General features: G+C 52.4%; 9 protein-coding genes. 2 read left to right on the forward strand and 7 right to left on the reverse strand.

The genetic code is table 11. The features are described from left to right. Position 1: 1 nt before the first annotated feature. The 3 genes from HHJ17_RS00070 to HHJ17_RS00080 are packed head-to-tail and all read right to left on the reverse strand — an operon-like array spanning position 2 to position 5,143. Positions 2 to 676: a DUF4145 domain-containing protein gene (locus tag HHJ17_RS00070; protein ID WP_296504526.1), complete on the reverse strand. Its 675-nt coding sequence runs from the start codon at positions 674 to 676 to the stop codon at positions 2 to 4. Next, positions 673 to 4,215: a helicase-related protein gene (locus HHJ17_RS00075; RefSeq protein ID WP_296504527.1), complete on the reverse strand. Its 3,543-nt coding sequence runs from the start codon at positions 4,213 to 4,215 to the stop codon at positions 673 to 675. The genes HHJ17_RS00070 and HHJ17_RS00075 overlap by 4 nt, the downstream gene beginning before the upstream one ends. A 34-nt stretch (positions 4,216 to 4,249) precedes the next feature. Further along, on the reverse strand, positions 4,250 to 5,143 hold the full coding sequence (locus HHJ17_RS00080; protein ID WP_296504528.1) for a WYL domain-containing protein: 894 nt from the start codon (positions 5,141 to 5,143) through the stop codon (positions 4,250 to 4,252). A 165-nt stretch (positions 5,144 to 5,308) separates the two neighbouring features. On the opposite strand from HHJ17_RS00080, the gene HHJ17_RS00085 reads away from it, so the two are divergent. Further along, positions 5,309 to 6,112: a hypothetical protein gene (locus HHJ17_RS00085; protein ID WP_296504531.1), complete on the forward strand. Its 804-nt coding sequence runs from the start codon at positions 5,309 to 5,311 to the stop codon at positions 6,110 to 6,112. Beyond that, a complete protein-coding gene (locus HHJ17_RS00090; RefSeq protein WP_296504533.1) occupies positions 6,109 to 7,053 on the forward strand; it encodes a hypothetical protein in 945 nt (314 codons plus the stop codon). The genes HHJ17_RS00085 and HHJ17_RS00090 overlap by 4 nt, the downstream gene beginning before the upstream one ends. 10 nt (positions 7,054 to 7,063) lie before the next feature. Here the strand turns inward: HHJ17_RS00090 and HHJ17_RS00095 are convergent, their stop codons facing one another. The 4 genes from HHJ17_RS00095 to HHJ17_RS00110 all read right to left on the reverse strand — a co-directional run bounded on the left by HHJ17_RS00095 (position 7,064) and on the right by HHJ17_RS00110 (position 11,876). Beyond that, the gene (locus tag HHJ17_RS00095) at positions 7,064 to 8,752 is read right to left on the reverse strand and encodes a hypothetical protein (RefSeq protein WP_296504536.1); all 1,689 of its coding nucleotides are present in this window, start codon (positions 8,750 to 8,752) and stop codon (positions 7,064 to 7,066) included. Between the two features lie 167 nt (positions 8,753 to 8,919). Continuing rightward, positions 8,920 to 10,752, reverse strand: coding sequence for a hypothetical protein (locus tag HHJ17_RS00100; RefSeq protein WP_296504539.1), 1,833 nt, complete (start codon positions 10,750 to 10,752; stop codon positions 8,920 to 8,922). 126 nt (positions 10,753 to 10,878) lie between these two features. Then, entirely contained in the window at positions 10,879 to 11,397 is a 519-nt protein-coding gene (locus HHJ17_RS00105) for a prepilin-type N-terminal cleavage/methylation domain-containing protein (RefSeq protein WP_296504883.1), read from the reverse strand. A gap of 188 nt (positions 11,398 to 11,585) precedes the next feature. Beyond that, on the reverse strand, positions 11,586 to 11,876 hold the full coding sequence (locus tag HHJ17_RS00110) for a hypothetical protein (RefSeq protein ID WP_296504542.1): 291 nt from the start codon (positions 11,874 to 11,876) through the stop codon (positions 11,586 to 11,588). Positions 11,877 to 11,882 lie beyond the last annotated feature (6 nt).

The following is an 11,882-nucleotide window of genomic DNA, read 5'->3' on the forward strand; positions in this document are numbered from 1 at the left end:
GTTAACTTTTCTTCTTGGCAACTCGCGGCTTGCGCGGTGGCGTTGATTTTTTGAGTGCTTGGGCTTGTTCAGCCAAAATCTCTGCGTGGATCATTCGTTCGACGATGTCGATCACGACATTCACGTCATCCGAAGACGGCTTGTGGCCGCGATGCGCTGATGCATGGCCAGCATCGATTGCTGCCGCGATGATTTCCCGATCTCGATCGCTAATCAAGTCCTTCGAACCCAACTCATTGAGTCCCTTTGCGAAGTTATCTTGCTCACCAACCGAGCGCCGGATCACCGCATCAATCAAAGCTCTCGCACCCATCATGGCGAGGCGACGACTGTCTGCGTGCAGAGCCGCGTAGACCTCGTCAAGAATTTCAACATACTCAGACGGAACTTCGAAACGATCGATCCAAGCCGGTTTTCGTCTCGATACTCGTGGTGGAAAGTAGGTCGCAGGGTTCGGCATGTCATGCGGATCATCCTCGGAACACCAATCAACACGTTGAAGCGAGACTTCCTCACACCCGCGACACTGGATCACTTTCCACGTTGACCCTACGTCAACCGAGTATTGGTCATCGTCATATGACCGGCGCCGCTCCGCCTTATGGACCACGTCATGTTTGGTTTCACGACCGCAGTCATTGCAGTGTGACCAGATCACTTTCGGTGCCGTGCTCACGCCGAGCCTCCTGCATTGACTGCGCGGGAAAGCAGTGAACCCAAATCCAAATTGATGCTGCTGACTGCCCAGCCAGGCTCTTGATCGAATGGGTTTCGAACGTAGTGCGGCCCCTCGTGATCATCGCCATCGACCACCACGATCGCCAGAATGAATTTCTCGGCTTGGTTGAGTCCGTAGAGGATTTCGTTACGGGTCACAGTGATGGTGGACTGACCCTTGGCCCGCCCCTTGACCTCGATATGACGCGCCTCTGCCATCTTGCCTTCGGCCGCTGGCGGGATTGATGTCAGGTCCCACCCACACTTCTCAGCCGACACGTCGAACACTTTGTGGCCCAAGGCTTCCTCTGCTTTGCGAACCGCCTCCATGGCGACTCGCTCCACGCGGGCTCGCGCGGTGGCATCAGCAGTCCAAGTCTGTCCCTCTTCTTCGCCGTTGCGCTGAGCCAAAAGGCCTGCCGGAATCACCAATGCACCTCCAACAACGACGGGGGTCGAGGACACGATGTGCCGCGACGCACGGAGCTCTTTTGTCCGTGTCTCCAAGCGGGCCGTCAGTTCATCGATGGTGCGCCTGACGTTTTCAAGCGTGAGGCGAACGTCTTTGCCCGCTGCCAGGTCTGTCTTGAACTTCTCGTGACGATCCGACCAATAGTTAATCTCCTTGACCAGCCGCTCATGGATGGCCACAAGGTTCTTGTCCACCTGGGCCTCACGCCGCTGCCGGATCTCCTCAAAGTGGGCGGGAACCAGCTTGTCTGAGGCATGCGATAACGCGCTTTCCTCCAAGTCCTTCTTGATCCAGTCAGCGTCGATTTCAGGACCGGCCAGTATGCGGTCTTCGGTCGATATGGGGTTCAGGTCCAAATGGGGAGCCCAGCCCGCGTTCTGGACCAAGCCGTTCTTGTCGATGGTCACGAACTGCAAGCGACGCGAGACAACCAATGCGCCTTCGCCGCCCTCACGAACTGAATGATCGATAAGGAACAACAGCTTTGGGTCGAGGCTGTCGTCGTTGGGATCAACGAGCACGGCGCCCTGTTTGAGCTTGCTTCTGTTCTGTTCAAGCATCAGGTCCACGACCGATTGCATAAGCGGGTGTGCGGGATGAATCAGACTGGCCATCGGCTCGCTGGGGCGGTCCTGCACCCTGACAAACTGCTTTTCGAAGCAGACACGCTCATACTTGACGAGGACGGGGTCCATGTTGCGGCGATCACGTCCTGTAATCTGCCTGTCGCGCTCGCGGATGGTTCCGGGCACGAACGTAATCTCATAACGCCCCGATCCGCGCGAACGCAGGTCGCCGCCCAGCCGCTCAAAGGCCTGGGCAAAGAAAGAACGGATGAAATAGGGTTGGAGTTTTCTAGCCTCAGCCTTCTCCATCTCTTCCTTCAAGGCGAAGAGGCGCTTCTCGTCCATGATCTCTTCGGCCAAAGCGTTGCGACTGATGATTTCACGCAGGTGCGCGGTGTCGAGAGCGCCTTCCACCTTTTGGCGCAGCCTAGCTTTGACCTCGGGGTCTTCCCCATACCGGATGGCATCGATTAAGAGCTCGCGCAAGCTGACACCGTCGAAAACCTCCCCCAGCACGTCGAACACGCGACCACCCAAGGCTTTGCGCTCGATCTCAATCTTCTCGAAGAGCTTCTGAAATACGTCGCCCTCTCGGGTTTCGTTGGCGACCATGTTCCATAGGTGACAGACCTCGGTTTGCCCGATACGGTGGATTCGGCCAAAACGCTGCTCCAAGCGGTTGGGGTTCCACGGCAAGTCGTAGTTCACCATCAGGTTGGCGTTTTGCAAGTTCACGCCTTCGCCCGCCGCGTCGGTGGCAAGCAAGACTCGTGTGTCCTTGTCGTTGCGGAATAGCTCCTGCACTTTGCGGCGATCGTCGCGGTGGACACCGCCGTGGATCATCGCCACGGCCGCCGCGCTGCCCAACAGGCCACGTATTTGGACCGCCAAGTAATTCAGCGTGTCGCGGTGCTCTGTGAAGATGATCAACTTGCGCTGCAAACCATCGGCACCATGCATCTCAGGCGTGTTGTGCAGGAGTTCGCGCAGTTCTTCCCATTTTCGGTCAAGGCCAGAATGGACCAGCGAGCGGGCCTGTTCCTCAAGGTGGCCCAGTGTGAAGATTTCGGCCTCGAGCTCGGTGATGGTCTGAGCTGCCGTGGCCTGATCGACCACTTCCTCCTCGAAATTTTCGTAATCCTCCGGCGTCATGTCGTCGGAACTGTCCCAAATTTCGTCGGCGTCCTTGGACTCTTTGTATCCAGGCACGGTCTCGGCCAATGGCTTGCCGCCACGCTGCTTGATCTTTTCTTCCTCAACCCGGCGCTTCAGCTTTTCGCGCCTTCGCTTCAATGATTGATAGATGGCCTCAGGACTCGATGCGAGACGGCGTTGCAGAGCGGTAAGGGCAAAGCCTACGGTTCCCTTTCGGTTGCCATCGAGCTTTTCGGCCCGGTTCATTTCCTCTTTGACGTAGGTCGTGACATCGTTATAAAGATCAGCCTCCGCCACGGACAGCTTGTAATTGACGGTGTAAGCGCGACGCTCGGGGAACAAAGGCGTGCCGTCGAATTTCAGCAAGTCCTCCTTAACCATCCGACGCATCATGTCGTTCACATCGACCTTGTGCGCGCCGTCGCGAAATTTCCCGTAGAAACGATCCGAGTCCAGCAGAGACATGAAAAGCTGGAAATCCTCTTCCTTGCCGTTGTGCGGCGTGGCCGTCATCAACAGGAAGTGCCGGGTAATGCCGCCCAAAAGCTTGCCCAGCTTGAACCGCTTGGTCTCATTGATCTTGGCCCCGAACCATGTCGCGGATAACTTGTGTGCCTCATCCACCACGATCAAATCCCAACGCGAGTTCAGTAGTTTTTCCTGAAGATCGTCCGCGCGCGATAGCTGATCAAGGCGGGCCACCATCAGGTGGTTGTCCTCAAAGGCGTTGCCTCCACGGCTTTGCTGTTCGAGCTCGCGCGAAAAGAGAATGAACTCCAAACCGAATTTCGAGAAAAGCTCATCCTGCCACTGCTCCACCAAGCTGCCGGGCGAGACGATCAAAATGCGGGCGGCGTCGGCCCGCATCAAAAGCTCACGGATCAGCAGGCCCGCCATGATGGTCTTGCCCGCTCCTGGATCATCGGCCAGCACATACCGAAGCGGCTGACGCGGCAACATTGACTCATAGACAGCAGTAATCTGGTGCGGGAGCGGATCAACATTGGACGTGTGGACGGCCATCATCGGATCGAACAGGTGGGCTAGGTTGATCCGGTAGGCTTCGACCCCGAGCTTGAAATCGGCGCCATCAGCATCAAAGCTCCATGGGCGACCAACCGTCGCGAGCGACAGCTTGGATTCGTCCCCGCGAAACACGACACGCTCGCCCAAGCGGCCATCGTCGGTCTTATAAACGACGGTGACGGCGTTGTCTCCCAAAGGGTCGGCACTCACCACGCGGACCACCTTGCCCTCCTCAATGCCGGAGACCAGCGCGCCTTTGGCGATGGATTCAAGTTTCATTCGTTGTTATCCCTGTTTTATTCTTGTTGTCAGCTCACGCGGTTGCCGCATCCGAACTGGCATAACCTGGGGCGAGAGCCGCACTCTCGACGCCATACAAAGTCTGGGGATTGGCAAGCCACAAGTGGTGCGAACTCGCGTCAAGTCGGTGGTCAGGCGACGAGTCGATAGACCAGCGACGAAGAACGTATCCCGCCAAAGCCGCCCGCGACTTGATACGCAAAGAGCCATCGGTCATGCCGTAATCAGCCTCAACCGCCTTGGGCCAGGTCACGCCAGGATGGGGAACAAGCTCCAAGTCCACAATCCGCGCCCACTGCTCATCTGCTCCCAAGAGCTCGCGCTCCTGAACGTCGCCATCAATCTCCTGTGCTTTCGCGATCCGCGTCAGCACAAAATCTCCAAATCTTTGCTTGTCTCGGTCATACGCACGCACATGCCAACGCAATCCGTTGTCAGCCAGCGCCACCGGCACAATCTCGCGGCGCTTCTGGCCTGATGAAAGCGACAAGTAGCTCACCTTTAAAGCCTTCTTACTGCACAGCGCGCGAGTGACTGCCGCCAGAACTTCTAAGTCGGGCTTTACGAGGTTGCCAGGCCCTTCGCACGGGGCAGCCTGCTTCAATCCCAGATCGAGACCGTCACCGAACCCTTGCAACAGCCACGAGAGCACTCGCTCATGGTGAAAACTGAAAACCGGCTTGAAGGTCGATGTCGGCCGGTAGCAACGAGATACCGGGTCATAGTCCAGATTGGCTGCCGCAAGTTCGCGATAGACGCTCAGGTCACGCGATGCCGCTGCGGGCTTGATTCCGAAGCGTGATTCGATGTCTCCGCGCCTGAGTTCGCCCATGAAGAACGCTCGCAATTCGAGAAAAGCGAGCCTCTCCCGCTGCATCTGCGATAACTCCGACTGCTTGGCTTTCAATCTTGTCTCCTGGGCTTCTGACTCGCGCGTGATAGCAAACAACGCGCCAATTCAGCAGAGAATAACATGCGCATCATTTTGATACGGTATGCTCTACCTTATCCAAACAGGGAGCAGCCAAATAATGAGCTCGATAAAGCCTAAGGCGCCACAAGGGGTTCAACGATGAGCGTGCCCATCCTAGATTCCTCCGCATGGCGCGAATTCCGGAGCAAGCCAGCCAATGCGGGCATCAATGAAACGACGCACCTGGCCAAAATCGCTGACACGACTGGCAAGTTGCATGATTGTTTCGTGAAGCTGTTGCCTCTGGATGGTCCTGCGCTGCTGTGCGAAGCAATCGGCTGGCTGCTTGCCAGAAAAAGCGACGTAGCTTGCCCAGCTTTTGGCGCCATCGTCATGGTTCCGGTCCCTGAGTTGCGCAAATACTGCCCGCTGCCGCCAAAATTCGATGGAATGGACTTTTGCCCCGCGTGGTGTAGTGAGATCGTCGCGGGAAAATCCGTCCGCCAAGTCCACAAAATGGTCTTTTTCATTGCCCGCAAGAACTGCCTGCGCAGTAAGGATGCCCGAAAGATCGCGGCATTCGATCAATGGAGCGACCTGAGAGACCGCAATTTTGGAAACGTCATCCGTTCGTCCAACGGCGGCTATGTCGCCATAGACCACGAATCCTTGCTCCATGACCTTCTTTGGGCTCCAACTGGCCGAGGCTTCGAAGAGCGCAGTCTCTTGGTTGAAGCTCGAAAAGCCCTGTCCGTCACCGACTTCCAACGATTTCAAATGGACATGGCCTCAGCTGCAAATGGCCATGCCCAAGCTCTGATTGACGCCAAAGCAGACTTGGCGGACATCATTGCCAAAATAATTCCAGCCCACGCACCTGCCGCGACCCATGCGATCGTTCAAACGCTTGATAACCGCGCCCAGTCCGGATGGCTGTCCACAACACTGGGAGTCATCGCATGAGCAACGCCCAAGCTCCGGCCGATAGGCCATCCATCATCACGTTTGGAGACGGAAACTCCGAGCACCTCAGCCGATTGGCCACTTCCACACCGAAACCTGCCTTCTCAGGCGCTTGGACCACTGTCGAGCTCCAACCCGACGTGTTCGTCCCGCAACGTTTCACGGTTGGCGTCGTGGTGCAGTCGCCAGGCGACCGCATCCATTTCAAGTTGCTCGATGATTTCAAAAAGTTCGAGTGTCTGTATCACGACCAATTCCCGCAAAAGTCCGTCCGCGAGTTGCTAGCCTATGCGGAAGAGGCGTTACGCCATGCCGTTCAGGTCAAAACGGCCATCCCCGAGATTGTGTTCGACACCCATTGCCTAACTTTGGCCTTGCCGAGTTACACCTCGGGTGATGACAGAGAATCGACTGTCGAGAGGTTGTTTCAGGAAATCGTGGTTATGGCCCCATCGGCCAAACGAAAAGCCAATGAGTTTGAGTTCATCGACACGCCCACGGCTCGCCAACTGGTCAATCAGAAGCTCAAAGAGATCGCTAAGATGGACTTTGAAAAGATTGTTCCGTCCGAAGGCCAAGGCTTGCTGATCGACTATGAGGGCGTCAAACACTTTTTGGATCTGAACATCCTGACTGCTGGCGCCTGCGGCAGCGTGACCTCGGCCGCCTACAAGTCAGCCCAAACAGTCGAAATCAACTTACTTAAATCGAGCAGAGATCTCACTACCTACTCTCGCGTCAACAAGATGGACAACATTGGCCTGTTCCTTCTGTTGCCACAGGCTGATTTGATGGAGCCCAAGGAATACAAAAAAATCGAAGAGACCATTGAAGAGCATGAATGGAAGCTCGAACGGGACGGCTTCCGTGTCGTGAGCTTGGCATCGGCCGCTGATTTGGCGAAAGACATCTACGACTGGGCTCAGCCTACTATTTCGTAAAAGTAACTCATCAATGCTTTTTGTCATCTGAGGCTTTTTCCTTGAGCTCTTCATTTAACTTGTCATAGTTTTCCTTGGCTTTTCTCCCAATCTCTTGACCGATTACATCTGGCTGGCCATAAAAAGTAGCTTCAGAGAAAATAGCAAGATTTTGCAAGTAAGTCATAGTTTGAAACTTAACTTCATTCTCGTTAAGTTTATTACCGTCCTGAATTCTTTCAAACAAGTTGCAAGTTCCTGATCCTATGTGTGATTTCCATTCAGAGTTTGAAGCGAGCATGCTTGGAAGCCAAAAAAATATTCCCTGGCCAGGCAAAGGTAAATAGAGCGGCATGCAGACAAAATCGACATGTTGCTTTTCCATTTCGGATTCCCAACCATCTTCACTGTTGACGACGAGGCTGTGATGAATTTCAGCATCCCGGTTTTGTATCAGCGAGTGACCTCCTTTGGATACTAAGAAGCGTTCGTCATGAAATGCGTATGCCAAGGCGGGTCCGTTTTCAGTAGTGAAAATATGAGCTCCGTTTGGATGCGTTTTTCTGATTTTTGCTATTTCAAAATCGTAGGCAGTTTTAGCTGATTGAATCCCGAAATTGTTTACTACATAACTTCCCCCAAGGGGCACTGCGCATAGCACTATAAAAATGCAGACCGCAAGTGGGTGCGGAAATCTAAGTTGGTCAAACGAATTAGAGAAGGCCACTTGAAATGAAGGCACCATCAATACCATCGCGGCCAAGCTAATGCCGCGATTGTGGATTGCTGCCAAGACCAGAAAGGCGACACAAATAATGTTTTCAATCCCATATGCTCCATTTCTTTTATTGAACCATATGATGACTCCCAACAGAGCTAGAAGAAGGTATTGAGAGATTATTGCTGAGACACGTGTATCCCAAATCGGCAGATACTCCAAATTCACTCCTTGTGCTAAAGCTTTGGAGTGGGGCACCATTGATTTGATGATATCGATGAGTTGGACATAAACCTGCTCGATACCGTTAGGGTTGATCACAGGAAGAATGGCCAAGGCGATAGCACACGCGATCCAGCCACCTAGGTGTCGCCGCCATGATGACGCACCTGTGATTGACCTCGCATAGCAAATCGGAAGGAGGGCCAGCAACACAAATCCTCCTGTGTGAAGCATCGCCTCAGCCCATCCAATCAATGGAAGAGTAAGCCAAAAATTCATCAATGAATCTCTCCTTTTGGCTTTTTCAAATAGCCATAAAGAAAGAGTCCAACTAAAAACCAATGTCGATTCAGCCCGCATGGACATGCGCGACGAAGATGCGATAAAGACAATGGATGTCAGAACACCCAAGACTAACAATTGTTGAATTTTAAGATCTGAAAATCGAGCATTTGACCTGGCAGCTGCCGCCTTGATCGCGAAGAAAAAGGAGGAGCACCATATAGTTGAATTCAAAAATGTCGCCGATGACAACCCAAATGTTGATATGACTAATTCGTATATCACACCAAATCCCCATCCTCCAAACTGCTGAGGATTACCCTGGCCAACATATAGAAAAAAATCCGTATGCGGGACTGATCCGTGTTCAATGAAATATTTTCCAGCCAACAACTGAAACCATATGTCGTTATCACCCAGCGTTCTAAAAGAACCTATAAATATTCCGAGGAGTAATAGAGCCATGAAGATAAGGTGTTTTCTATCATTTATTTTCATGTTTTTGGACTTCAATGGTTGAGAGTTGGATAAATACTTTCACTTGCCACATTCAACTCACTGAGTAGTCATCACGGCACTGCAATCGCCAAATGACTGTTTATCTAGATTGACGAATGACTTGTTTTCCTTTCTGGGTTGGCGACGACCTCACGATCGCCACGAACTCATGGCCCGCTAAGCGGTCCATTGTTCATCGGAAGGACTCCAGTGACCCTCCCTACGCCTTGCTCTACCCTTGCGCCGCAAGCAGCTGGGGGTGAAACCTTTCGGCTCCGGCGAGGACGCGGCCTAGCGGCCCCATGCTTAACGATACAGAGCTTCGCTCTCCATTGAAAAACATCAGGACCCAAGACCTTCGCGATCTGCTCCCATGCGATGCCCCTTGGCCGATTCTTGATGCTATCCAGCACAGGAATCGGCATAGGCCTCGGGAACGCCACGCGCTCGTTATATTGTTTACTTCCTTCGTGTCTTCGTTGGCTTCCTGCCGCGGCTGACTTACGAGGCTGTTTTGTCTTTCCGAAAATAGCCTTTCTGGCGATCACCATTGCCGTAGCCGACTCTATAGACAAGGCATTGAGGCTCGCAAACTTTACTGCGCCACTAACTTGCGCGCCATTTGGATTAACTTCTACGATTTCAATGCCAGAACAAGACGCAGCTCGAGCTAGAGAATGATGGAATAACTTGTAATCATCAGCCACCATCTTTGCGCCATCCTTCGAATGGAGTTGCTCTGCTGATTTCCTTTCGAAGCTTTCGACAGCAAGACCAATCGAGCAACCGAGGTTCGACGCAAGCGCTACAAAACCTTTGGCCGCTTTACGAATACGATCTGTGCGCGAATTTTTCTTTTCGCCTGCCAAGCACCACTCGACATGCCCAAACAATGTCCGGCCAAAATTGACGCCGACGCAAGTGGCTGCTGCATGAATTGCAGTCGCATTAGGCATCGCTACTGGCTTCTCTCGCAGATTCCCATCAGCTGTGATGGCAGCCCAAGCACAACAACGAGCATCAAAATGCAATCCGATGATGCCAAGGGGATTCGACTGACAACTCGGCTCGGCAACCTCGAATCCCACATGCAGGTAAAAAGCCAAATCTCCTGATGGATTTCTACGCTTAACTAGCTTCATCATGATAGGTTGCCCATTTTCGAGGGCATCTTCATAAAGCTTGAGTTGCTTACCAGGAAGCTTGACGTCTTTGATGACAATTCGGCGCGACTGAAGTCGGTTTGGCAACCGGCTTGGTGGTTTCTTGTAGGCCGCGAACATCGCGTCTACCCGCCGATCAACCTGCGTTTGCGCAAGGGAAATCGTTAGCGTATTTTTTACGGGATCCAAACGACAAGATGTGTTTCCGAAAGGCTCGTCACCTGAGCCCACCATTAGGACATGACCATCACGCTTGTCAGACCAGGCTTCTTTCCAAGCTTCAATCGTTGCGAAGCGCGAACCCTTCTTGCCTACCTTTTCTCGCTCCCTAGCCAGGCTTGCCGTTCCAAAGCATATTTTTGGAATGCCTGCGTCTAACTCAGCGGTCAGACGACATAGATCTGCTTTATTGTGATCTAGAGCGCAACGCTGCGTGAACAGCGCACTTTTCAGTTTCCCAATTCTGCGGGCCTTTGCATCCTTATTCCCGAGAGCACACTTGAAGTCAGCTTGCGCATCAGCAAGGGCAACGCCATTTTCGTGCACGAGACGCTGATGGTATGCAAGACTTCTTCCTGTCTTCTTCATCACTGAAACCTGATGCTCACGCCATGATTTACAAAGCTGTGAAAGCTCAAACTTGATTCCTTCAGCATGCCGCGAACGGATGCCAAACTCATCTCCCAGCCATGGTCCGATACTTGATTCGGGAACCTTTTCAACCCAAATCTTACGTGCAGCGACACGCCTTGCTTGACCGACAATCCCCATTAACTCATTAATGAGCGATTGCTCATCAGTAGAGAGTCGCAAGCGAGTTTGAGTTGTGTAATGCATCTATCTTTGATATCAAATTACGGAGCAATGTCAAGCCATTGCTCCGTAATAATTATTGAGAACTAAAAACTTTTGCGAAATAAATAACCCGGCCAGAAGGCCGGGTTATGAATTGAGCGGCTCAAATTAGCACAGAGCACCACCGGTGTGGGTCTTGCAACCGCCACCGATCGTAAATTGAACGCTACTGTCAGCTGGCATAACGGTTCCTGTGATATTCACGGTATCAGCAACCTTGATGCCGTTAGGCGCGGTGGCTAAAGGAGCCAACGTGAAAGTAATATTTGGGACTCCACCTGCAGATGCAGTTGTCGCCGCAGCGTCGAGAACCTTGGTGCTTACCGCGGGTGTTGGGATAGACACAACTCCAGCCGCACCAGTAATAGTCACATTAGCCGGTGTTGCTCCACTTCCAGCTACGACGGTCACGTTGCCCCAGTTTCCACTATCCTTCATGCAGTCACCAGTCTGAGCACAAACGGACAATGCTGTTTTGATCGGCGCCAGAGCCATGACCATTTCTGAAAATTTGGCTTTGGCGGTGTAGTTGTTGTAAGCAGGCAGCGCGATGGCGGCCAAGATACCGATGATGGCCACAACGATCATCAATTCGATCAATGTAAAGCCTTTCTGAATTTGTTTCATGTAAATCTCCTTTTTTATGAAGCAGTTGTTTATTTTTTTGAGCTTTGACTGCATGGGATTAATGTCAACCATATCTAGCCAGCGGATAATCTAGGTTCATAGCCGCAAGATCAATTTATCTAAAGCTCAACAGAATGCAATACCCCAGAAGGAGAATATGTGGCCACCCGTCCATCGCCTTACTGAAATCAAAAGGAATCAGGACTCTTGGCGCACGCTTTTGCCTGGACTGCATACGATTGCTCGGTGTCCAATATAGAAATTTTTCGATTAATTGCTAACGTTTCGACTTCCACTCGACGCTCATCCGGTGGTTTCAACAGATTCAAATCGGCAATCTCTATTTGATAATTTGAATCAGCCTCATATATTTTCGACATCTTCCATCGTTCGACTTTAGCCATGCAATCTGCTTCATTCGAGCAACCAGCAAGAACTGCCATCGCAGCAATAAGCAACCAGACTGACTCTTTCTTCATATTGAT

This window comes from Rhodoferax sp., assembly GCF_012927445.1.
Classification (GTDB): Bacteria; Pseudomonadota; Gammaproteobacteria; order Burkholderiales; family Burkholderiaceae_C; genus Rhodoferax.

Excerpts from the sequence above, each read along its gene's own strand:
- HHJ17_RS00095 (WP_296504536.1), bottom strand. The coding sequence starts at position 8,752 with ATGAAAATAAATGATAGAAAACACCTTATCTTCATGGCTCTATTACTC.
- HHJ17_RS00110 (WP_296504542.1), bottom strand. The coding sequence starts at position 11,876 with ATGAAGAAAGAGTCAGTCTGGTTGCTTATTGCTGCGATGGCAGTTCTT.
- HHJ17_RS00105 (WP_296504883.1), bottom strand. The coding sequence starts at position 11,397 with ATGAAACAAATTCAGAAAGGCTTTACATTGATCGAATTGATGATCGTT.
- HHJ17_RS00085 (WP_296504531.1), top strand. The coding sequence starts at position 5,309 with ATGAGCGTGCCCATCCTAGATTCCTCCGCATGGCGCGAATTCCGGAGC.
- HHJ17_RS00075 (WP_296504527.1), bottom strand. The coding sequence starts at position 4,215 with ATGAAACTTGAATCCATCGCCAAAGGCGCGCTGGTCTCCGGCATTGAG.
- HHJ17_RS00100 (WP_296504539.1), bottom strand. The coding sequence starts at position 10,752 with ATGCATTACACAACTCAAACTCGCTTGCGACTCTCTACTGATGAGCAA.
- HHJ17_RS00090 (WP_296504533.1), top strand. The coding sequence starts at position 6,109 with ATGAGCAACGCCCAAGCTCCGGCCGATAGGCCATCCATCATCACGTTT.